21 protein-coding genes are annotated in these 23,896 nt (G+C 42.8%); 2 read left to right on the top strand and 19 right to left on the bottom strand.

Going from position 1 to position 23,896, the window contains the following annotated elements:
* Nucleotides 1-53: 53 nt before the first annotated feature.
* The gene (gene hrpA, locus KPL72_RS10885) at nucleotides 54-3,929 is read right to left on the bottom strand and encodes an ATP-dependent RNA helicase HrpA (RefSeq protein ID WP_219702740.1); all 3,876 of its coding nucleotides are present in this window, start codon (nucleotides 3,927-3,929) and stop codon (nucleotides 54-56) included.
* 264 nt (nucleotides 3,930-4,193) lie between these two features.
* On the opposite strand from hrpA, the gene cysK reads away from it, so the two are divergent.
* On the top strand, nucleotides 4,194-5,159 hold the full coding sequence (gene cysK, locus KPL72_RS10880) for a cysteine synthase A (RefSeq protein WP_219702858.1): 966 nt from the start codon (nucleotides 4,194-4,196) through the stop codon (nucleotides 5,157-5,159).
* A gap of 97 nt (nucleotides 5,160-5,256) precedes the next feature.
* Here cysK and KPL72_RS10875 read toward each other — a convergent pair whose 3' ends face one another.
* The 12 genes from KPL72_RS10875 to KPL72_RS10820 form a co-directional block, all read right to left on the bottom strand.
* On the bottom strand, nucleotides 5,257-5,505 hold the full coding sequence (locus KPL72_RS10875) for a hypothetical protein (RefSeq protein WP_212915469.1): 249 nt from the start codon (nucleotides 5,503-5,505) through the stop codon (nucleotides 5,257-5,259).
* A 162-nt stretch (nucleotides 5,506-5,667) separates the two neighbouring features.
* Nucleotides 5,668-6,450 (bottom strand): class II glutamine amidotransferase, encoded by a 783-nt coding sequence (locus KPL72_RS10870; protein ID WP_219702739.1) that lies wholly within the window; start codon nucleotides 6,448-6,450, stop codon nucleotides 5,668-5,670.
* The gene (locus KPL72_RS10865; RefSeq protein ID WP_219702738.1) at nucleotides 6,443-8,311 is read right to left on the bottom strand and encodes a VWA domain-containing protein; all 1,869 of its coding nucleotides are present in this window, start codon (nucleotides 8,309-8,311) and stop codon (nucleotides 6,443-6,445) included. The genes KPL72_RS10870 and KPL72_RS10865 overlap by 8 nt, the downstream gene beginning before the upstream one ends.
* A 70-nt stretch (nucleotides 8,312-8,381) precedes the next feature.
* Nucleotides 8,382-8,861: a YcgN family cysteine cluster protein gene (locus KPL72_RS10860; protein WP_212915475.1), complete on the bottom strand. Its 480-nt coding sequence runs from the start codon at nucleotides 8,859-8,861 to the stop codon at nucleotides 8,382-8,384.
* A gap of 17 nt (nucleotides 8,862-8,878) precedes the next feature.
* On the bottom strand, nucleotides 8,879-9,172 hold the full coding sequence (locus KPL72_RS10855) for a YcgL domain-containing protein (RefSeq protein WP_219702737.1): 294 nt from the start codon (nucleotides 9,170-9,172) through the stop codon (nucleotides 8,879-8,881).
* 48 nt (nucleotides 9,173-9,220) lie between these two features.
* Nucleotides 9,221-10,360, bottom strand: coding sequence for a ribonuclease D (gene rnd, locus KPL72_RS10850; RefSeq protein WP_212915477.1), 1,140 nt, complete (start codon nucleotides 10,358-10,360; stop codon nucleotides 9,221-9,223).
* A 1-nt stretch (nucleotide 10,361) separates the two neighbouring features.
* Nucleotides 10,362-10,955, bottom strand: coding sequence for a recombination mediator RecR (gene recR, locus KPL72_RS10845; RefSeq protein ID WP_212915478.1), 594 nt, complete (start codon nucleotides 10,953-10,955; stop codon nucleotides 10,362-10,364).
* Between the two features lie 9 nt (nucleotides 10,956-10,964).
* Nucleotides 10,965-11,291, bottom strand: coding sequence for a YbaB/EbfC family nucleoid-associated protein (locus KPL72_RS10840; protein WP_219702736.1), 327 nt, complete (start codon nucleotides 11,289-11,291; stop codon nucleotides 10,965-10,967).
* A 17-nt stretch (nucleotides 11,292-11,308) separates the two neighbouring features.
* On the bottom strand, nucleotides 11,309-13,696 hold the full coding sequence (gene dnaX / locus KPL72_RS10835) for a DNA polymerase III subunit gamma/tau (RefSeq protein ID WP_219702735.1): 2,388 nt from the start codon (nucleotides 13,694-13,696) through the stop codon (nucleotides 11,309-11,311).
* Nucleotides 13,697-13,887: 191 nt separating this feature from the next.
* Entirely contained in the window at nucleotides 13,888-14,973 is a 1,086-nt protein-coding gene (locus KPL72_RS10830) for a hypothetical protein (RefSeq protein WP_219702734.1), read from the bottom strand.
* A gap of 163 nt (nucleotides 14,974-15,136) precedes the next feature.
* Nucleotides 15,137-16,126, bottom strand: a complete 990-nt coding sequence (trhO, locus tag KPL72_RS10825) for an oxygen-dependent tRNA uridine(34) hydroxylase TrhO (protein ID WP_219702733.1) — start codon at nucleotides 16,124-16,126, stop codon at nucleotides 15,137-15,139.
* 126 nt (nucleotides 16,127-16,252) lie between these two features.
* Entirely contained in the window at nucleotides 16,253-16,945 is a 693-nt protein-coding gene (locus tag KPL72_RS10820) for a 2OG-Fe(II) oxygenase (RefSeq protein WP_219702732.1), read from the bottom strand.
* Between the two features lie 118 nt (nucleotides 16,946-17,063).
* Here KPL72_RS10820 and radD point away from each other — a divergent pair, with 118 nt between their 5' ends.
* A complete protein-coding gene (radD, locus tag KPL72_RS10815; protein WP_219702731.1) occupies nucleotides 17,064-18,824 on the top strand; it encodes a DNA repair helicase RadD in 1,761 nt (586 codons plus the stop codon).
* Nucleotides 18,825-18,829: 5 nt separating this feature from the next.
* On the opposite strand, the gene KPL72_RS10810 is transcribed toward radD, so the two are convergent.
* From KPL72_RS10810 to KPL72_RS21375, 6 genes are all read right to left on the bottom strand, one after another.
* Nucleotides 18,830-19,417: a TetR/AcrR family transcriptional regulator gene (locus tag KPL72_RS10810; protein ID WP_212915485.1), complete on the bottom strand. Its 588-nt coding sequence runs from the start codon at nucleotides 19,415-19,417 to the stop codon at nucleotides 18,830-18,832.
* Nucleotides 19,418-19,499: 82 nt separating this feature from the next.
* Entirely contained in the window at nucleotides 19,500-20,264 is a 765-nt protein-coding gene (locus KPL72_RS10805) for a DUF1499 domain-containing protein (RefSeq protein ID WP_212915486.1), read from the bottom strand.
* Nucleotides 20,265-20,580: 316 nt separating this feature from the next.
* Nucleotides 20,581-20,847 carry a hypothetical protein gene (locus KPL72_RS10800; RefSeq protein WP_212915487.1) on the bottom strand — a complete coding sequence of 89 codons (267 nt, stop codon included), beginning with the start codon at nucleotides 20,845-20,847 and terminating at the stop codon, nucleotides 20,581-20,583.
* 309 nt (nucleotides 20,848-21,156) lie between these two features.
* Nucleotides 21,157-21,549, bottom strand: coding sequence for a hypothetical protein (locus KPL72_RS10795; RefSeq protein WP_219702730.1), 393 nt, complete (start codon nucleotides 21,547-21,549; stop codon nucleotides 21,157-21,159).
* A 71-nt stretch (nucleotides 21,550-21,620) separates the two neighbouring features.
* Complete coding sequence (locus tag KPL72_RS10790; RefSeq protein ID WP_219702729.1) at nucleotides 21,621-22,547, bottom strand: hypothetical protein; 927 nt, start codon at nucleotides 22,545-22,547, stop codon at nucleotides 21,621-21,623.
* A gap of 8 nt (nucleotides 22,548-22,555) precedes the next feature.
* Nucleotides 22,556-23,896: RHS repeat domain-containing protein (locus tag KPL72_RS21375; protein WP_283248001.1), on the bottom strand; the 1,341-nt coding region annotated here is incomplete at its 5' end.

The raw sequence follows: 23,896 nt of genomic DNA, 5'->3' as shown, positions 1-23,896 counted from the left end.
TAACTTGTAAGACTTCACGCACAGAGTCTGACTAAAAAACCTTATTTATAAAATCAAACCAATTTTTTAACTTCTTGCCATTGCTTATCTAAGCGCTTCTCTGAAATGGGCTCTAACGTGCCAACCGACTGAGCAAACAAAGAAATACGATATTCCTCTAACATCCAACGATATTTGATCAACTCTGGATCATATAAAGCTTTTTCGTCATGGGCTTTTTTCTGTCTGGAATAAGTTTGCCAAAAGCTTTCTAATTCAGACACATATTGGTTTTCTTTGTTCAGATGATTTTGAAAGCGCTCCAAACGCACTTCAATACCTTTAAAATAACGCGGCAATTGCCCTAACCAAAACAAGGGTGTATTACCAATGAAACCGGGGTAAATAAGCTGCTCTAGTTGGACTTTAATATCACCGTAAATTCGTGTCCAAGGCAGAGGAATACTGCCTTTCATCCTCTTTGCCACACCTTGATAAGATGACAACACACGATAAAGCTGTCCCGCCATATCGTTCGCCACGCTCACCAATTGCGGTTTATTTTTCACTAGGCAACTTTCAAATTCTGCTTTTGTGCGGGGCAAAGCACGCCCATCCAAGAAAACCTTGTCTAAAACCGCATTAAGCAAATCATCCAATAAGGTTTCTTTTTGACCTAATGGCGAAAAAATTAGCATAGATTCTTTAAGATGCGGTAGGTTCTTTTGCAGATAACGCATTTCTTTGCTCAATGTAAGTTTAAGCAAAGTGACCACCCCTTTTCGATGGGTTTCCAACGCGGTGTTCTGATCATCAAACATTTTAAGTGACACATGATCGCCTTGTGCCACCAAAGCGGGGAACGCCGTGACCTTAATTCCAGCTTGTTTAATCTCCTGACGCTCAGGAATGCCCTGCTCAGGCCAAGAAGTTAAACCTTCTTGCTCATGTTGTTTGGTACCAAATTTTGCAAAACTTTCTTCAACTAGGTCACTAAACTGAGTTTGAAGCTGAGCAAGATTTTTACCTACACCAAGCACCTTACCGCGCTCGTCCACTACTTCTAAGTTAAGCGTTAAGTGAGAATCTAGCTTATCGGCATTCCATTCATTAAGCGGAATATCAATCAGCGTTTCGCGCTTAATCTGCAAACTAAGCTGTTCAAGCAAATCACCTTTGTCTTTCGACAAGTTGGGATAAACACGATCAACAAACTGCGGAATCGGCACAAAGCGACGACGCAAAGCCTTAGGCAAAGCCCGCAATAACGCTTCACAGCGCTCTTTGATAAAGCCGGGCACAGCCCAACCTAAATCCTCTAAACTCAGCTGACGTAACAAACCAACTGGGACTTTTAAGGTCGCGCCATCGGCTGCTTGACCCGGATCGAATTTATAATCAATCGGTAAAGCGACACCGTTCAAACCAAAGGAATCAGGAAAGGCAAGATCGTCGACACTGACATCTTGATTAATCAAGTCCTCACGAGTCATTAACAAAGCATCAGGCGAAGTTTTAACGAAATGCTCTAAGCTTTTTAGATTGCGAACATGATCAGGTAATCGAGAATTGTAGAAGGCAAACACCGTTTCATCGTCAACCAGAATGTCACGTTTGCGCAGTTTAGCTTCTTGGGCCTCTAACGATTCCATCAGCGCTTTGTTCTTACGATAAAACGCCTGTTTAGTACGAAGTTCACCTTCCACTAGCCCAGAGCGAATAAAAATCTCGCGTGCTTCTTCAGGATTCACATGACCATAATCAATACTGCGTTTCGCCACAATCACCAAACCATAAAGCGACACTTGCTCATGGGCCATGATGCGACCTTGGTTACGCTCAAAGTGTGGGTCAAAGTATTGACGCTTCACAAACGGCGCCGCGTACTCTTCGATCCAAACAGGATCAATTCGCGCCGTGACTCGCGCATACAATTTACTGGTCTCAATTAACTCAGCCGCCATAATCCATTGTGGCGGTTTTTTGAATAACATGGACCCAGGGAATATCGCCAATTTACGCGAGCGACAGCCAAGCATTTCTTTGCTGTCTTCCATTTTATTAGCAACTTGCGTAAACATACCGGCCAACAAAGAACGGTGAATCGCTTCGTAATGACGTTCTTCATGCTGGACTTCTTTAAAGCCAAGCTGCTTACAAGCAATCATGATTTGTCGATGAATATCTCGCCATTCACGCATGCGCATGAAATTCAAAAATTGCTTACGGCAATATTGGCGCAATTGATTTTGTGATAAGGCTTGGCGTTGCTCTTCAAAACGTTCCCACAAATTCAAGAACACAGCGAAATCTGAGTCTTCGTCTTTATCGACTGCATGAGCTTGGTCGGACTGAGCTTTTTTGTCTTGAGGGCGTTCACGAGGATCAGGGATAGACAAGGCACTGACAATAATCGCCACTTCTTTGAGCACACTGTGCTGCTCGGCTGCGATTAGAATTCGCCCTAATTTAGGATCGATTGGCAACTTAGCAAGCTGACGTCCAATCGGCGTCAGTCGCTCTTTGTCCAAGGCACCAAGCTCGGTTAACGCTCGGTAGCCATCGTTGATCATGCGTTTTTCTGGCATTTCAACGAAAGGAAATTTCTCAACCGCACCAAGTTTTAAATTGGCCATCTGCAAAATAACCGATGCCAAGTTGGTACGGAAAATTTCTGGATCGGTAAACTCTGCACGATTGTTAAAATCTTCCTCGTCATACAAGCGAATACAAATACCATCCGCTACACGACCACATCGCCCCGCCCTTTGGTTGGCGCTGGCTTGGCTGATTTTTTCAATCGGCAACTGTTGGACTTTGGAACGCACGCTGTAGCGACTAATTCGCGCCAAACCCGGATCAATCACGTAACGAATACCCGGTACCGTCAACGAGGTTTCAGCAACGTTGGTCGACAACACAATACGACGACCAGAATGGGATTTAAAAATACGTTGTTGCTCGCTAGCGCTCAATCGAGCATATAAGGGCAGGACTTCCGTGCTGCGTAATTCGGCACGACGAAGAATCTCAGCGGTTTCACGAATTTCTCGTTCACCCGGCAAAAATACTAGAATGTCACCCGCACCGCGATAGCCGGATTGTCGCTCTTCGGCGATCAGCAGTTCTACTGCGTCTAAAACGCCTTGCTCCATACTTTGGTCTTCGTCTAGCTCTTCTGAGTCAGACTTACTGAGCAATGGCTGATAACGCACTTCAACAGGATAAGTTCGACCTGATACTTCGATGATAGGCGCGTTTTCAAAATGCTCAGAAAAACGTTCAACGTCGATGGTCGCCGAGGTGACAATGACTTTTAGATCCGGTCGAACCGCCAAGACTTGCTTTAAATACCCAAGCAAGAAATCGATATTCAAACTGCGCTCATGGGCTTCGTCAATGATAATGGTGTCGTATTTATACAGGCGCTTATCTTGCTGAATTTCGGCCAATAAAATACCGTCGGTCATTAACTTAATGAGGGTTTCTTCGTTGCTTTCGTCACTGAAACGAACCTGAAAACCCACTTGTTCGCCAAGGTTAACTTGCAACTCATCACTAATACGCTCTGCCACGCTGCGCGCGGCAATTCGTCTTGGTTGTGTATGACCAATCAGACCCGCGATTCCGCGACCTGCTTGCAAGCACATTTTAGGCAATTGCGTGGTTTTACCAGAGCCTGTTTCACCCGCAATAATCACCACTTGGTTTTCTTGGATCGCCTTGATGATTTCATCGGCACGGGCTGCAACCGGCAAGCTTTCATCGTAGGTAATCTTTGGCATACGTGACAAACGAGCTTGGTACAGAGTCTCTGACTTTTCGATAAGCGCATTCACTTCAGATTGCATACGATCAAAAGGCAAACCATCCTTTTGACGTTTACTAAGTTGCGCTTGTTTTTGATCAATTAGATGACGATCGCGCGTCATTACGGCATTTGTCGGCATGATAGGTAAACTTGTATCCTTTTTACTTGGCGCTGGAAAAATAGTGGCAATAAATAACGCGCCGTTTGTATTAGAAGCCTTGGCACAGTGCTTCAAGTGAAGCTAAGTTGCTGTACGAAAACCTCTATCTATATAGTTGTAAATTCTAACATCAATCCCAACCTAAGGGTTATAGTGAACAACATTCGCGGCACATCTAATACGATGTTGCCATTACTCTTTAAAGACCAACTAACTAAAGATCAACAACAAAAAGGAAATGGTATGTCTCATCAAGTATTTGAAGATAACTCTCTTACCATTGGCAACACGCCACTTGTACGCTTAAACCGCATAGGAAATGGAAATATTTGGGCAAAGCTTGAATCTCGTAATCCTGCTTTCTCAGTAAAATGCCGCATCGGCGCCAACATGGTGTGGGATGCAGAAAAGAAAGGTATTCTGAGTAAAGGTAAATCCATTGTTGAAGCTTCCAGCGGTAACACAGGTATCGCCTTGTGTTTCGTTGCTGCGTCTCGTGGTTACCCGATTACCATCACTATGCCATCCAGCATGAGTGTGGAACGTCGCCAAGTCATGAAAGCCCTTGGGGCGACCATCGTTCTAACTGAACCTGCAAAGGGCATGAAAGGCGCCATTGCCAAAGCCGAAGAAATTGCCCAAGACGAAAATTTCGTTTTGCTTCAACAATTCGAAAACCCAGCTAACCCAGAAATTCACGAAAAAACTACTGGCCCTGAAATCTGGCAAGATACCAATGGTGAAATCGATGTTTTCGTTGCAGGCGTTGGTACTGGCGGCACCATCACAGGTGTGAGTCGCTACATTAAAAACACGCAAGGCAAAGCCATTATCAGTGTCGCGGTTGAGCCAACCAGCTCGCCAGTTATCACTCAAACAATCAATGGCGAAGAGCCAACGCCATCACCACATAAAATTCAAGGCATTGGTGCGGGTTTCATTCCGAAAAACCTAGACCTTTCTATTGTCGATCGCGTTGAACAAGTGTCTAACGAAGACGCCATTGCCATGGCAAAACGCCTAATGCGTGAAGAAGGCATTCTGTGCGGTATTTCTTGCGGCGCTGCTGTTGTTGCCACAGAACGCTTAAGCAAACTAGATGAATTTAAAGACAAGAAAATCGTTGTCGTATTACCAGATTCGGGCGAGCGTTACTTGTCTACCGCTTTGTTTGAAGGTGAATTTACCGACAACGAATTGGTTCAATAAGAACTAAACACTCCTACTAAAAAACAAAATCCCCGCTTAGATTTTGATCCAAGCGGGGATTTTTTTCGTATTAAATAGTCTCAGAAAGAATATCTAATTAATGCGTTTTTTTCGTACCGTAGCGAACCATGTCTTTACCATTTTCAAATACTTCGGTGGTCACATAACGCCCTAACACCAACTGCTGATTATCATCCAGCACTGCCACAAATGGACGACCATTGGAATTGTTCGTCGCCAACGCCACGCCAGATACATTGTTTAGGCCTAAACCACCCACCTCAACTAATCGCAAAAACGTCTCAAGCTCATCCAAGGTTTCAATTACATCATTATCATTAATCATTCGTTCTACTCTGTTACACCAATAATGGCGCTAGAATAACAGTTATCGCAGCGAGAGAAAAATGGGGAATATTCACTCTAAACAAATGAAATTGCTTTGGCTTTTGCGGATTAGAAAACACACCCATCTTGCGCATTCCCCTTTCTTCAAGGGTAATAGACTTTAGTTCGCTTTGATTTGACAAACCACTTCGCCGCCTTCAAACACGCATAACTCGCCTTCTTCCATTTGTTGCCACGTTTCATCGTGGGTTAATGGTTGTGTGGCGATGACGGTAACAACGTCTTTGTCTGTGGTGACTTCCTTGAAATCGACAATGACATCTTCGTCCGACAAGGTAGCTTTTTTAAATGGCGCTCGGCGGGTGATCCAGTGTAATTTAGTAGTGCAAAAGCAATATAAACGCACACCATCGGACAGCATCATATTGAAGACGCCACGCATTTTTAGCTGCAAAGCTAATGCTGATAGCGCTGCAGATACTTCTGCCAAGGCTGGCTCTTGATCACCAAAACGTGTTTGTAGTTGCTCAACGATCCAACAAAAAGCACGTTCAGAATCGGTACTGCCTAATGGGTGGTAATATTTTATTGGTAAGGATTCAGATGACTCCAACTGACCATTATGAGCGTAAGTCCAAGTCTTCCCCCAAAGTAGACGGTTAAACGGATGGGTGTTTAATAGACTTACCGCGCCAACATTGGCTTGGCGGATATGACTGATGACAATGTCACACTTTAAAGATGTATTGCTGATGACTTCTGCCATGTCCGAATCTGCACTTGGTCTTGGATCATGGATCGCCCAAACATAGCCATCACGATACATAGCCATTCCCCAACCATCTTTATGAGGACCTGTGCGCCCGCCACGAGCACGTAAACCAGAAAAACTAAAACATATATCGGTTGGCACATTAGCGCTCATACCCAATAACTCACACATCGTCTAGATCTTCTCTTCTAAGGGATTGATTTTTCTTTATACGACGATACAAAAATACACCGCCAGCGATTACGATAATACCGCCTAGGTTCAACGCGACATATAAAATCCATTCTGATGTTGATAGATTGTTCGCTTTATCTAACATCTGATCGGTTACCGATTCATCCGTTTTGGTATTCTCTTCTGGCACCGGATCAGAAGTTTCGGCAACATCATCGACAACAGACACAGATGGTGGAACAAATACAGGAGCCACATCATTGTTAGATGAAGCTTCTGACATATTAGACGAATTATTCACATCGCCATCCAGCAAGGTAACGGTTGGCGCACTATTTCCTTGTCGATCAAAGTGCCACATTGGTGTCCAATAATCGAAACGCTGTCCAGTTTGAGTCATGCCAATCAACTTAGCTCGGACGTTTACATTATCGCCCGGAGACACTGGAATGAGTTTTTCCCAATAACCTTGCCCAGCCAGCGGCATATCTTCCGTTTCAGTTGTACCGCTATTGTAGGTAAATTCAAGCTTCACATTAGAGCGCAACATGTTCAGTCTCAAATTCACCGGCTTAGCCGAGAACTGGACTAAATTACCACCAGGACTCGTTCCTTCAAAATCGATAGCAGGATGAACAGCAAAAAACTGGCTAATCTGACGAGAGAAGGTTTTACCATCTACTAAACTGATAAGTTCATAATTCCCTGGTTCAGTAATACCTTCTAGACGTTGCTTAAATTGCTCATTCGTTCTCAGCGTATCCTGAGAAAAAACCGTCTCTTTTTGTTCGCCACTTAAACGCACTAATGTTTGTTTGACGTCCAATAAATCTAATACTTTATCGTCTTTAATTAGCTCATTTTTTTGAAACAAGCCAACGGTTGAGTAGATAGGCTCATTCTGAAATATCACTGGCGCGACAGGCGTTGCTTGCGCACTTAAATCTGTGATGACGCGAATGCTGCTTCGTTCAAGATCCACATTATTGACCTGCCATGTACCAGATGCAGGATCGCGAACTGTTATTAGGGTGTAATGATCCGAACTAGAAACAGACACCTCGGCGCTACTCACTAGCGAGAGCGACTTACCATCAGGCTTGACGATATGAGGCTGCATACCCGTTTCATGGAACACAACCAATGTAAGCTCTTTAATGGCGTCGTCTACAGAAAAACGATTGCCATCAAATGGTAACTCGTCCGAAGGCGAAGCTTGGGTAAAAATACGGTCAAAGGTATCAAGTAAATCTTCAGGAATAGCAACTTCGGTGTGTGTTGCGTCAGTGCGCAATGACAAGGATTCAAGTAAGGCTTTGTCGGTATAACCCGTCATAGAAATAGTGTGAAGATGAATACCACGTTCTTCTAATTTAGCGGTTAATTCATTGAGAATACGATCACGGGAAGCTTTGTTTACCGCCTCATCTAAACTGATATCCACCATGCCATCAGTGACTAAAATCCAGTGACGATTAAATCCCGACTTTAGGTTTCCCGAATCGGGTGTTTCTAGCAACAGCTTTATAATAGCTTCTAAATCGGTTTTGACATCTTGTGTCACATAGCTATCGACATAGCTGGCAAGTTTCGTTTTGTTGGCTTTGTTAACGATGGCTTCTGGTAGGAGCACTCTAGGCTCTTCGCCAAATAACCAAATCCCTAGTGTGGCTTTCTCTTCAGGCGCGAGATTAGAAATCAGACGCAACGCCTCAGATGTTAGCTTATCAGGATCACTGATCAACATACTACCAGAGGCATCAACAATGACTCGAAACTGAGTATCCGCTTTACTCAACGGCATCCAAAAGGATAAAACAGCCACTAACAACACAGTATTTATTTTCAACCACTTCACGTTTGCGAACTCCTTGAACTGCTTTACTTTGCTGAATTTAGCGACCATTTGTCGTAATCAAACAGAGGTCTCAAGTTACATCATACGGTTCCGGCATACCATGTACCCATTTTATGACATGGGTTTCCCATTCGTCTTCGTCTACCGTATTCTCGTTCACCGCGTAATGGCGAACGGTAAGTCCTTGACGAAGCATTTCTTTATCGCTTCCAACTACCAAAGGATGCCAATTCGGCAAATCTTTGGTTTCGTACAATACACGATAACTACAGGTATCAGGCAACCAGTGAAACTCATCAATCTGATCCGGTGTTAGCGTAATGCAAGTAGATACTTTATCTTGTCGAGTTTCGTACACTTTACATTGGCACGAAGCAACATTGAGCTGATGACAAGATAAATTGGTATAAAAAACTTCTTCGGTTTCATCATCTTGTAGTTTTTGCAGGCAACATTTGCCACATCCATCACAAATAGATTCCCATTCGACTGGAGACATTTTTTCCAGTGGCGTGGTTTTCCAAAAAGGCTCGTAACGCTTTGCAATCATTCTATGAATCCAAGTAATTAATAAACCGCTTGCGTCGGCGTTTTGTATAAATCCAACAAATACTCTTCCTTCACTGGCGGTAATTGCAAATAAAAGCCTTTTTCACGAATGCCTTTAGTGACGTTTTCTGGTGTCGCTCGAGCTAGCTTACTTTCATTAGTCAGTAGCATAGTCATCGCACTGATGCCTTTGCCAAAACGAACCATAAGCTCTTCAGGAATTTCCTTCAGCCCTTTGCTTTTTTCTACATACAAGTACATTCCATCATGCTTGCTGGAACGAAATACTTCTACGATTAAATGCTGTTTCATAATTTTCTCTTGGCGCGCTGCACCGTATTAAGACTTTTTTAAATTTTTCTATTTTTTAAACGTATTCAATATGGGATCAACAATCACATCACGACGCCAACCTGTCATTGCAGGGTTCTGCAAATCGATCTCAGTACCATCGAACAAATGACGCACTAGTGGATCTAGCAGCTTACGCTTCATCATAGCTTCTGGTGCAATGTTTAACGCCTCGGCTTTTTCACGAATAAACGCTTTGATTGCTTTCGTTAAATCACCCGCCTGAGATGGTAAAGGTATTTCCAATGGCAACTGATATTCATCCGGTGACAATTCATTCACCATGGCGACGTTTTGCAAAATAACTTCACCATACAAACGATGCTGACGACCGGTTAACTCTTCCGCCTCAGAAACCGCTTTATGATGTGTCGGCAAGGTTTTCGCCAACGACCAAAGAGTACGATCTTTTAGAATCTGCCCTTTTGGAACGTCTTCTTTACGAGCTTGTTCATCGCGCCAAATGAATAGCAAACGCAATAGTGTTAAACCCGCTGGCGTCAAACGCCACGCAGTTTTAATGCCATCCCAGTTTTGCTCTGGATCAGAGTTCATCTGGTATTGCCATTTCAAGGAATCACAATCCTCCATCACCCATTCAAGCATATTTTTCGCTTCTAAACGGGCAATTTGCATTGGATAGACTTTTGCCAAATACACCACATCAAGTGCTGCATAACGCTTTTGAGCATCCGTTAAAGGACGCTGAACCCAGTCTGAACGAGTTTCGTCTTTCGCTACTTCAATTTGCAAATACTCATGAATCAACTTCACATAGCTAAGTGACCATTGCGCACTAGCATAGGCTTCACCAATTTGAGTATCGTAAAAAGGCGCAGGTAAAACACCTAACAAACGATCAAAGACATCCAAATCTTCAGAACATGCATGGAACACTTTCATTACTGAAGGGTTTACCATCAGGTTACGCAGAGGCTCCCATTCATCGATGCTCAACGGATCAATCAGTACGGCTTTCTCGCCTTCACTAATTTGAATGAGCCCCGTAATTGGAAAATAAGTTGTGCGACGAATGAATTCTGTGTCGACCGCGATTACCGGTAAATCTGCCCAGTAATCACACCAACTTGCCAGAGATTCATTGTCCGCAACCCACACAATATTTAGAGCATCATCTTGATCATTCATACTAGAGCTTCTTCCGTCCCTCTAGCGCTAAAGCCAGAGTGTTTCCATCAACGTATTCCAGTTCACCACCCATAGGCACTCCATGGGCAATACGACTGACATTGATGTTCAATGTTTTTAATTTTTCAGCAATATAGTGACAAGTCGCCTCGCCTTCTACTGTTGAGTTAGTGGCAATAATCGCTTCTTCCACTTCATTATGCTGAACCAAAGCTTCTAAACGATCCAAGCCCAATTCTTCAGGACCAATGCCATCAATCGGTGACAAATGTCCCAGCAAAACAAAATAACGCCCAGAAAAACTACCTGCAGATTCGATTGCTATAACATCCGCTGGTGTTTCTACAATACACAAATGCTTTGCATCCCGCTCAGGGTCTGTACAAATTCCGCACTCTGACTCTTCAGTCAAAGTACGGCAACTTGAACAACGCCCGACTTTGTCGAGCGCCTCGCGCAATGCATTTGCCAGTCTATCTGCCCCTTGATGATCACGTTCCAATAAATACAAGGCCATTTTTTGAGCCGATCTTGGCCCAACACCCGGCAAACAACGTAATGATTCAATCAGTTCTTTAATTAAGGGACTAAACAAAGCTCGCTCCTAGAAAGGCATCTTGAAGCCAGGTGGCAAAGACATACCCGCTGTTGCAGAGGCCATTTTTTCTTTTTGAGTCACTTCGATATTACGCACTGCATCATTCACGGCAGCCGCAATCAGGTCTTCTAGCATCTCTTTATCATCACCAAACAAAGAATCATCGATAGAAACACGTTTCACATCATGACGACCTGTCATTAGGATTTTAACAAGACCTGCACCCGCTTGACCTTCGACTTCCATGTTGGCGATTTCTTCTTGCGCTTTCTGCATGTTTTCTTGCATCTGCTGCGCTTGGCGCATCATGTTACCCATACCACCTTTAAACATAACTTTTGCTCTCCAATTTAGGCTTTAACTTTAACCGTATCGTAAACCAGCTGCGCACCCATCGTTGCCGACAAGGCTTGCACAACTGGGTGTGAATTCAAATGTGTGATTGCCACTTGCAAGGCTTCTGCTCGCTTACTTGCGGCAAATTCCTCTGCGGTCACACCTGTAGTGTCTTCCACTGTATCTATAATCAAAGGCACCGCCATCGCAAAAAAATCGCTCAGTGCACCTTGTATTTGTTCGTAACGTACTTGGTTTAGCATGTGCCCGTATTCTAAAGGCACTTCGAGGCGAATACCTTGATCACTTGCATCCACCAAGCTGGAATTCATTAAAATATTTTGCACCAAGCCTGTCAAAGGCAAACGCGGCGCCACCAGCCACCAAAGCTTCATAGTCAGCTCATTATAATGACTCATCTCTGGCAATGGCATACCTAATGCGGGTTGAGCAATAGTATTCGGCACTTTGGACAGACGCGTGTCTGGCTCTTTGCTTTCTTCTTCGACGATTGGCGATTCAATAGGTTCCGCTGCTAAGGCATCAACTAAATCTGCAGCAGGATTAAATGGATCGACGATATCAGCAATAGCACGCTCTTCCGCTTCTTCTTCGTCTTCATCATCGTCACTTTCATCTAACGAGACTTCTGTGAATCTATCTTCCGCAACAACAAAAGGTTTAGACTCATGCTCCGGCTTGCTAGCAGTCCCTGCCTTTTGCTGTATGTCTGACTCTTGCTGCATGTCTGACTCTTGCTGCATGTCTGACTCTTGCTGTATGTCTGACTCTTGCTGTATGTCTGACCCTTGCTGAGCTGCAGGCTCTAACTCAGTGCGGTTTGCTTGCTGCACTACATCAACAGATTCTACTGGTTCACTACTTTCTACTGTTACGATCTCAACATCATCTAACGTGATGGACTCAACATCTTCTTCAATATGATCCTGAACAGCCTCACTCTGAACACTTTTGCTTTCAACAGCGACATCTTCAACAATATCATTTTGAACAAGAACATCTGCTATAGCAGCTGATTCCGGCGCATCTTCCCAAGGCGGATGTTCGGCAGTTACCATTGACTGAACCGACTCTTGATCAGGCTCTGAGTCAACTATTTGCTCAGCTGACTTAATGACTACTGGCTCTTCTGGTTCAACGACTGGTGTTTTTTTTTCTGTCATCGGCGACGACGGATAGTCAGACTCTGCCGTTTGATTCATTGCTTCAGGTGGTGTTTCAGATAATGCTACTGACGCTGTTTCTGTTTGAGCATTCATCACAGGCGGCGCATTATGACTAACCATCATTGGCGGTGCTGGACGGAAGGCAATCAACCTTAACATCAACATTTCAAAACCCGCACGAGCAGAATGTGCTAAATGCAAATCACGGCGACCAATTAATAAGCTCTGATACATCATTTGTATTTCTTCAGAGCTAACACTAGTGGCAATACCCTGAATCCGAGCCAAATCACCCAGCTGATCCATTAATGCGCCCGGCACTTGCTGCTCTATCGCCACACGGTGCAACACATCCAACAAGCTGCCACAAATCGCGGAAAAATCTGGCTGATAATCAGCAAGTTGCTCTATTCGAGTCAAGACTTGCGCTGCGTTCTTAGACGCAACGCTTTCTAATAAATCCAATACTTGTGCTTGGTTCACTAAGCCCAGCATCGCGGTCACGCCGGACTCCGAAATTGTACCGTTACCAAAGGCAATAGCCTGATCCGTCAAACTCAATGCATCACGCATACTGCCATTAGCCGCTTGGCCTATTTGCCACAGAGCTGGCTGATCAAAGTTGACTTCTTCGGTGGTAAGCACGGTTTGCAAATAGTCCACCACGCGCTGTGGCGACATATTTTTGAGATTGAACTGCAAACAACGAGACAAAATGGTCACAGGAAGTTTCTGTGGATCTGTCGTTGCTAACAAAAATTTGACGTGCGCTGGCGGCTCTTCAAGGGTTTTTAATAACGCATTGAAGGAATGAGTCGACAGCATGTGTACTTCGTCTATGAGGTAGACTTTAAAACGTCCACGAGTTGGCGCATATTGCACGTTTTCTAGTAATTCGCGGGTATCTTCTACTTTGGTACGAGATGCCGCATCCACTTCGATCAAGTCAACAAAACGACCTTCAGCGATTTCTCGGCAACTATCACAAGTTCCACAAGGCTCAGGCGAAATGCCATTGGTTTCACAGTTCAAGCATTTAGCAAAAATACGCGCGATCGTGGTTTTACCGACACCGCGTGTTCCGGTAAATAAATAGGCGTGATGTAAACGCTGTTGGCGTAAAGCATTCACCAACGCTTGAAGTACATGGTCTTGCCCAGCCATTTCAAGGAAAGTCTGTGGGCGCCATTTTCGTGCGAGTACTTGGTAGCTCATGCAATCCAATCTAATGATTATTAAGGCTGCGTAGCACAGCGTTTGATTTTGTGACCATACTACAATCAATGCATATGGTTATATAATTTGCTGAATTTTAAGCTTTTTCAGCTTAAAAAGAAATGAGCTGGCGGGAATTCTATAAGGCACGAAGATCCCGCTGAGCAAATCCACTCAACGGGATATCGAATTTATTTACGATCTATTAATTTGAAACCTTTCGGCACTTCAAAACGACTCGTGTGCTCACCAGACATTTTGGCTGCTTTTACTTCTCGGATAATAGTAAGGGCAGGCTTGCCATCTTCCATTCCCATCCAAGTTTTTGCACCTTTTTCTGCTGTATTGGATAAAAAATCTCCCGCCATGCTTTTCAAAGAATTCACAGGATCTTTCACATCAAATTTAGTACTTTCTTCTTCTGACTTCGGCGTTGGGCAAGTATTTGCGTCAACATACCATTCTATCTTCACAGAAATTGGCTCGCCATCCACTGACGTCAGTTTTTTCATCTCTTCAGGCTTACCAGCGCTCAGAAATTCCATCGCGGTCGCTGCATTGTGATCGAGGAAAGCATCCAAAGGAGCGGAAGCAATCACTTCATTATAATATTTGCGATCAAAATTATGAGCCACTTGTAAAGCTTGATTTGAGGACACATTCGCCATCCAAAAATCCATCGTCACAACATGCTGGTCCAGATTGCCTTGATCATCTTCTGACACCAATTCCCATTTAGCTACATATTGATCGGCAACAAAGCCATTAATTTCTCGCTGACGAGCCTCAGGCGTTACATGAAAATCGTATTTTTTAACCTTAACCTCACAGCTCTCGGTTCCATTTGGGTTGTAACCTTCTTCCCCTCCATCGTCTTGCGTTTTACCTTCCTTCTGCTCCTCTCGAAGTTTCTCCAAAGGACTCAATGAGCCAGTGCAGCCAGACAAGCCACATTCCGCAAACTCTTCCGTTTCATAATTAACGCTCCAGAGTAAATTCTTGTCAAAACGAGCAATATCAGCGACATGTTTTTCAATGGCAATGGCATCGACTACCCAAGAGTCATATTCAGTTTGCACTTCCGTTGTACTTTTATCTGCAACGGTGTAACGAACCTCCTTCACATTCGCATCTGGCATCATATAACCACCAATGCGTGTGTTATATTGCAAAACACTTGTATCAACAATAGGAGTATTATCAACAACTTGACTAGCACAACCACTTAAAAATAGCGCAACGCCCGAAAGGGCAAATAAAGGTTTCGAGTATTTCACGAAAAAATCCTTCTATTAATAATCCAATAAACCACAGACCCGAAATACTGCATTTAGCCTGAACGAGTAAGAATACTAGATCTATCACCTTCTAATTTCAACACCAACAAAAAAGGCCAACATCAATGCTGGCCTTATAAAATACTCAATCAAAACAACATTATCAGGCTTGTTCACGCACCTTGCGCTGACGCTCTTTTTCTAGCGCTTTTTCCAAACGATGCTTTTCAACCGCATCTAACACTTCTGCACCTATGTGCTCTTCACCACGAGAGCGAGCCAGCTGAACTTGGCGCTCACGCTCAATAAAACGTTGACGCTGCTCATCAGTGAATTTATCAACGCAATGCACGCAACTCACGCCTTGAATGTAATGCTCGCTTTGTTTCTCTTCTTCGGTAATTGGCATACGACACGCATGGCATTGGTCGTATTCACCTTTTTGTAGATCGTGATTTACAGAAACACGATTATCAAAAACAAAACACTCACCTTCCCACAGGGTTTCTTCTTTTGGTACTTCTTCCAAGTATTTCAAGATGCCACCTTCAAGGTGATAAACCTCTTCGAAACCTTGTTCTAGCATGTAAGCTGTAGATTTTTCACAGCGAATTCCGCCCGTACAGAACATGGCAACTTTTTTGTGTTTCGCAGGATCCATGTTTTCTTTTACATAAGCAGGAAACTCACGGAAGGTATCCGTTTTTGGGTTTACTGCGTTTTTGAACGTACCAATTTGCACTTCGTAATCGTTACGGGTATCAACCAAAACCACATCAGGATCAGAGATCAGCGCATTCCATTCGCTTGGTTTAACATAAGTGCCAACCACACGCTTAGGATCGATACCTTCAACACCCATGGTTACAATTTCTTTTTTAAGCTTCACTTTAGTGCGATAGAAAGGCATGTCTTCGTCATAAGACTCTTTGGATACAATCTTATCCAAACCTGGTTGCTGATCTAACCAAGCCAACATGGCATCAATACCTTCACGAGTACCGGCAACGGTGCCGTTAATACCTTCACTGGCAAGCAACAAAGTGCCACGAATACCGTTATCTTCTAGTGTTTTCTGAAGCGGTTCACGAAGGGATTCAAAATGAGGCAGTTCGACAAATTTATAAAGGGCACACACGACGACTTTAGACATAACATTCTCCTATGCGATCTGGAACGTAAAACCAGAGCAATTAAATAAGGCGCGTATTATAAAGATTTATATTCCATTTTTCGAGGCCAAACCCTAAAAAAACCACACAAACAAAAGGGAGTAAGTTTATTGGTCTGGATCAAGTGTAGAGCCTGTGGTGTTATTTACACGGAACCAGCCAGCAATACTGTGCCGCGTACGTTTTGCCACCATAACTTCATGATAAAAACATTCACTCAAAAACACGGCCAACCGCCCTTTTTTCGGAAAAAAACGTCCGACTTCAACAGAAGGATCATTTTCATCGTAAATAACCAGTTCGCCACCATCACCATCTTGCCAGTCTTCGTTCAAATACAAGACAGTGGACAAAATACGATTGCTCTCACCTTTAAAAGCATCAATGTGCTTTTCATAAAACGCGCCTTCTTCGTAACGAGCAAAGTGCGCCTCATAATCAAATAATCCAAGGAACAAACGACGATTCAAAGCAACGCGTAAATCAGCCATCATTTTTAAGAAATCTATGCGAATTGGCTTATCCGGATCTATCCACTGAATGTAATCACGACGAGCGTCTAGCACGATTTGATGATCTTGTTTTCGACCGATACCAGCCTGCAACATAAAAGCGTTTTGTATGCTTTCTGCTTCATCCATCAAGGCTTGAGTGAAATCTGTTGAAAAAAAGTTATCCTGAACACTCCAGCCTTTTGTCTGTAGATCCGTTAACAGATTAGAGAACGGTTCTTCTCGGCTGAAAGCAGGCATAGAATTTTCAACATACAGGCGTTTAGCTGGCTGGACTTCAGTAGACATAGATAGGTTCGTCACTTATAAAAAAGATCACTTGTAAAAAGGCAAAATAACTACAGCAGCTATGATACTGTAGCCCAACAGACAACACATCAAGATTTCACCAGATAGATTTAATAAGATGACCCAAACCTTTCAATTACGAGACTATCAAATTCAAGCCGTTGAGGCGTCTTTGGGACACTTTCGTAATAGCGATGACCCTGCTGTCATAGTACTTCCCACTGGAGCAGGAAAGAGCTTGGTGATTGCAGAGCTCAGTCGACTTGCCAAAGGTAGAGTTGTTTGTCTGGCGCACGTGAAAGAATTGGTCGAGCAAAACCATGCTAAATTTCTAGCCACAGGATCCTCTGCAGGGATTTTTTCTGCTGGCTTAAGCCAAAAAAACAGTACAGAGAAAACCACCTTTGCCAGCATTCAATCGCTTTCCGCAAGCCTTGCTGATTTTAACGAACCCGCAAGCTTAATCATCATCGATGAATGCCATCGCGTTGGCATGGAAGAAAGCGGCCAGTACAACAAAACCATCGAGCATTTTCGAGCCCTAAATCCAAAAGTCAAAATTCTCGGCTTAACCGCCACGCCCTATCGCTTAGGCAGCGGTTGGATCTATCAAAACCATTATCATGGCTACACGCGGTCATGTACAAATTCGTTATTCAAGAAATGTATTTTTGAGCTACCTCTACAACACATGGTCAAAAAAGGCTATTTAACGCCGCCAATTCATTACGATGCAGCCATTGCTCACTATGATTTCAGCTTACTAACCGAAAGTTTAGATGGCGAGCAAAATACAGACGACATCGCACTAAACGAACTAATCCATAAACACCCTCGGGTAACTAAAGCCGTTACCGAGCAAATATTGCAACTTAGCCAAGATCGCCAAGGCGTGATGATCTTTGCAGCAACCATCGATCACGCAAAAGAAATTGCCAGCTACCTGCCGGTTGATAAAACCGCCTTAATAACTGGAAAAACCAAACTCAAACAACGAGATTCATTGATCGCAGCATTTAAATCCAAAGAGATTAAATACCTCGTTAATGTCTCCGTATTAACCACAGGGTTTGACGCCCCACACGTGGATGTGATCGCTATATTACGCCCAACTCAATCGATCAGTTTATTTCAACAAATCGTCGGTCGTGGCTTGCGTTTAAGCCCCGGCAAAAAAGACTGCTTAGTCTTGGATTACACCAACAACGGCTACAATATCTTTCAGCCAGAAATTGGCGAAAAACGCCCAACACAGGATTCTGTCGCTGTACAGATTCACTGTCCAACTTGCGATTTTGCTAATACTTTTTGGGGAAGAAAAGACGCTGAAGGCAATATTCTTGAGCATTTTGGGCGCCGTTGTCACGGCCTAGTCGAAAACGAACAAGGTGAAGAACAACAATGCAGCTATCGCTTTCGCTTCAAACGCTGCCCTTATTGCAATGAAGAAAATGATATCGCCGCGCGACAATGCCAGCATTGCGCAGAAAAGCTTATCGATCCAGACGACTTACTCAGAAGCGCACTCAATCTAAAAAACAACAAGGTATTGCGCTGCTCGGATATTACACCTGAGCTAAACATCAAAGAGAAAAGCATCAAGATTACGTATCACGATGAAGATGGGCTGACGCTAGCAGAAACATTCCGCTTTAACTTCAAGAAATCACGGCAAGCCTTTAACGACTTATTCGCTCGCAGAATAGCCAATGGCAGCCAATCAATTCAGTTTGATAAAATCGAAGAAGTCGAGCGCTTTTTACCCTATCTTCCGACACCAGATTTCGTCATCGCTAAAAAGCAAAAACAACACTGGCAAGTCACAGAACGTTTGTTCGATTACCAAGGTCCGTATAGAAAAGCCAACGAACTTGGTTAATCTCATCAACCTTTATTTTTTAGCGCATTACGATAAGAAACCTCAAACGGAAGATTCATACGCTTCAAATGATCAATCGCAACTTGCCCAAGAACACCTTTTGGCACTCCCGTTAGCAAAACGAACCAATAGTTAGAAATCATATTTTCCGCAAAAATACCGGCCGTTTTATCGTCTACGCCGACTTGCTTAAAGCGCTTGATAATACCTTCTGAAATTACGGCCATTTGGTTAGTGTGAAAACCACCTTTTGCCAAGCTATCCAATAACACTTGGCGAGTAAACTCTGCGTACGCATCATAAAATTCAAACAGCACTTGTGCCATTTGCAAAAGGTAATCAATTGGAGAGGAGCTGGCTTTTTGAGACGCGACAGCAGCACGAAGTGCTACATCCATTTCGTCAAAGAAAATGTCTTTTACGAGCGCTAATTTATCGGGAAAGTGAACAAACAAAGTTCCCACAGCAATACCAGCTTTATCACTTAAATAGCGAGTACTGGTGGCTTCGATCCCTTGTGTTAAAAAGGCTTGCTTGGCGATGGTTTTAATTTTAGATCGAGTATTGGCTTTTTGTTGCTGACGAAGACTCACCTTAACATTCCCCTAAGTAAGATATTAGGAGAGTCTAGCGTGTCTAATTTTCAAAGACGAGAGTAATTTAATACATGGAAGATTAACGCAAAGAACTTAAACTAGGCATCGCAGATCGAGCTAGCAACTCTGAAAGATCGGACATAAATGATACGATGCGTTCTGCATTGACACCAAAATCACCAGAACCAACCCTTGAACAGGAACGCATATCCACCCGAACTTTACCTGACTCTATCTGAGTAATACGAATGATCACATCATCTCTAAAACCAAAAATTGGCGTGCGTGCAGTCGCCTCAACGATTCCTGCACCAGAATACGTAGCAACTACATCCCAGCCACGTTCCTCAACAAGCCTTACTACCGCAGAATAAACAGCTGTTTTATTTTTTGATGAAAATAGAGGCTGAACATCAGGATAGAACTCATGCTGAATAGGTGCCCATTCACTATTATAACGTAAGTCATTTTCTTGAGACTTACGAATAAAGTTAACATTTAAAAAAGCAGGGGGAGCATCGGTATCGGTAGTAATATCATTAATGTCAGGCAAACCAGAACGCTGTAAATAAAACCCTATCCACATAACGCTATAAACAAATGAAACGATTAACACTAAAAAGAAGAAACGCTGACACGCTATATTTTTTTCTTTCCGGCAAACACCTAGCGAAACTGCAGCAAGCAAAGACAAAACCAACGCGGCAAATACGCTCTTACGAAGCATAGAAAAACCTGTTATTGGCTCAAAAACCCCAACTCGAACACCAGCAATAGATATGAATGCAATACAGCCAACCAACATGAGAAGAATGTATAAAACCGGAGAGATATAACGACTCATAGACAACTCATAACGAAAAAATAATATCTCACACCATATCGCGACTTGATGACAACGAACAGAAGCAACAAGCCTGATTCAACGTATTCCTCTGTATTTGCATATTTTGTGTAAAGTTAACTACAGAAACAGTACAAAGCAAGAGATTAACACAAGTAACCTACCACCTAGATAGCCTACATTATTAAGAAGCAGCCTACTCTACTCGTTGCCTCCCAACACTAAAAACTCAAATGCGACACATATAAAAATGGCCATCTACAAAGATGACCATTCTCACATAAACATCAAGTGAACAAGGCTCATCAAACAAAAGTCAAACACCAAGCTTACGACAATAGGTATTGAGTTTTATTAAGCCAGACTCAAGCTCAAACTTTTGAACGTTAGGACTTTTAAACTTGAGTGCATTAGAAATATGCGTATTGATCATCGCCGCCATACCTTCAAAACCCTCTGGCGCTGATGCGATCAAACGATCCAGCATAGGAGCCAGTGACTCTTGCTTTTCTTCAATCAGAGATGGGTCTTCATACACATCATGCACCAAATCAATCAGAGCTGAAAAGTTAACCTCTTCCATAATTTGCTATCCTTAAGATTATCTAAACCACATACCCTATGAGTTTTCAGCCTCATCAGCAAGTTTAATCTGCTCAAAAGACCACTTATAGAAGGCCAAAGGGTTTCCATTATCTTTAGCGTGCCCACCAATAGAAAAATCATAATAAAGCAATTCATTTAGTGAAAGAGTATGAGACTAACCTTCATTATAATCTTTTCTAAAATCAGACCAAAAACTTAATGCCGTAGCAAGGTGTAGTGGCATAGTTAATTTGACAATTTAATTGGAGAAGCTAACTTCCACTATAGAAAACAAAGATCAATTAGATTAACGGTATATATCAAGGAACTCCCCAAGAGTATCTTCTTCCATTCTAAACTCATATTGCTCTGTATCTCCCCATTCATTACCAACATCATTACTCTTTGGATGATACAACAAAGAAACACCTGTTTTTGAATGTATGTTTTTATTAAGCCCTCGAAAATCATAGTTTTCTAAAGTAGCTATTTTATACTTTCTTAAAAAATCACCATTTAATCTAAAAAGATGAACTTCGCTATCCCTGTATGCTTCTACAAAAACTAAACTCAATACCTCTGAAAATACTGCGCTAGCATCAAATGTGAAGTTTTTTTCTATAAGTCTGTCTTCATAAACCCACGATAACGTGGTGTTAGGTGAGCCACCTTCTCTGTTAAACACTCTTTTTATTTTCATAAATACTAGCCAACTTTGTGAAATAGATCTTATAAATTAGATTTCTATGAGAATTAAGTTTTGCTAACCACCTAAGTATTAACCTTTGTCCATTCTCTGCTAGCTCCCGGTTCATATCTTACAAACCATGGGTTAGGTTGTTGCTCTGCTGGGATAAAATTAATGGAGTCAGGTGTTTCAAACACGCCCACTGGCTGACCTTTATCTTTTAAGCAGACAAATTGATCATCGACTAATTCAAATATACCCGCTTCTCCGCCTGCCAAGAAAATTCTTTCCGCTAGTGCCCCAATTCCATACCATGAATATTTAGCAGACCCTATGTCCGTGAAACCATCTTTTGCATTACCTACTAATAAACAGCCACTTCGGCCAGTAATAAAAACTTTGTCTCGTGAAAGCACTTTTACATCGGTAAACGCATCTTGCTGCGGGATGCCTGAGGGCAAGGTTATTTTAGTCCACTCATTCCCATTGAAATGATGTATGTTTCCATCATAACCAACAACATATACGTCATCAGAGGCTGAGCCATCGATGGCATTGGGTGCTTTCGGGAGTTTATATTCGGCCCACAACTTCCCATCCCAATGAAACGCAGGACCTGCAAAGGAGGTAACCCAAACATCTTCGTCTGTTGTTCCCCAAATAGCATTTAGCTGACCTTTAAATACTTCAGTAACATTCCACTTAATATCAAAACTACCTGAATTAAATTTTAATCGTTCAAAAGGCGGCTGCTTAAAACTAATGTTGGCATTAGTAAATACGTCACCTTGGTCATCTACAACCCATAAATGACCGTTTTGTGATGCCCACATAGCGTTAAGCTGGAAATTTGAGCCTAATAGAGTTTGATTTTTTAAACCTTGACTTAATGTTACTGCTCCAACTGCTGCCATTGGGTTAGCTTCATCGTAAAACGTATACAGTCCATGTTCTCCCATACTGGAGTAACATAAATCAATAACATGTGAAATATCGTAATTATTTGTCATTATATTCCTTAGAACTCTTCTATAACCGTATCTTCAATATCAGGTACATCACCGCCACCAACTAAATTAGACATTTTGGCATCTTTATCAACCCCAGCCTCATCTAAGTAGTTTTCAGCATCTATTCGAATCGCCTTGGCCACTAAAGCAGCTTCCTCTTCTGGAATCCTCGCCTCGTATACGCCTGGCGCCCTTTCAATTGTCTCCATACTAAGCGACTTTGCCGTCTCACTCTCCATATGATCTAGCCACTCATTTACTGTGGCGTACTCGCCTTTTTGATCAAGCGATTTAGCATAGTCTTTTTCAACATCTGTAAGGTACCGGTGCTCAGTACCTTTACTTTGATCATCGAATACAAAATATGTTATCGCATCGGCTTCATTGTAATTACCAAAGTCTTTGCCTATTGGTACATTAGACCGTTTTTCATTTGCATACTTAGATCTTTCCATAAAACAAGAGTGGGGAATAAAGTGCTCGCGCTGGTAGCCCTTCTTTGTTATTCCTTGTAATTTTTTATAAGGGCCAACAACCACACCATGCTTTTCATATAATGCCTTTCTGACGGATTCTTTTGTAAGATCTAGGTCATTATTCTGATTCAGTATTTCAATCGCTTTTCCTGAGTCAATATGCCTAACCATTTCATCAGCGGTATAACCTGAATCATTTAACTTAGTAAGTGCAATTATTTTTTCTTTTAGTTCTGCTGGGATAACCGAGTTTGCCTCCAATGCTGCGGCAACCTTAGCTTGCCCTTCCTTACACAACAATCCCATCGGATCCACCCAGTTAACCGGATTGGGGGCGTATTGATAATGGTTAATGCCACCCACTATACCAATTGGGTCTTGGTGGATAAAGCGTTGTTGTTTTGGGCAGTAGTAGCGGTATCGGTTGTAGTGAAAGCCGCTTTCTTGGTCGAAGCATTGCCCTTGAAAGCGTATGGGCTGATAGAAGCTTGTACTTTCTATCGCTCTTGTTTGTTGTGTACCGTCTTCGTAGCCATAGGCGTTCGCGGTGTTTTCCCACACCACTTCTGCTGCTTGATTGGTGACGAATCTCGGTGTATTGAGTTGATCTAGGTGGTAGTAATACACTTCACCTTGTTTGATCAAGGCAACCGGATGAAATTCATTTGGGCGGTTGATGTACCAAGTGTACTGCCCGTTTAGGCATTCGCCTAACAGTTGGTTTCCATCCCAAATGAAATCAATTTGACCTTGTTCTGTGTGTTTAGCAATACGACGGCCGAGTGGGTCGTAGTCATATTGGGTAAGTACGCCCTCTTTTGAGAAACTTGTGAGCTGGTTGAAGGCGTTAAATTCGCGTTGGGTTTTGATGCC

Origin of the sequence: Marinomonas lutimaris (assembly GCF_019426345.1) — a bacterium.
GTDB lineage: Bacteria > Pseudomonadota > Gammaproteobacteria > Pseudomonadales > Marinomonadaceae > Marinomonas > Marinomonas lutimaris.
The sequence above is the reverse complement of the archived record's forward strand: the minus strand, read 5'-3'. Positions and strand labels throughout refer to the sequence as shown.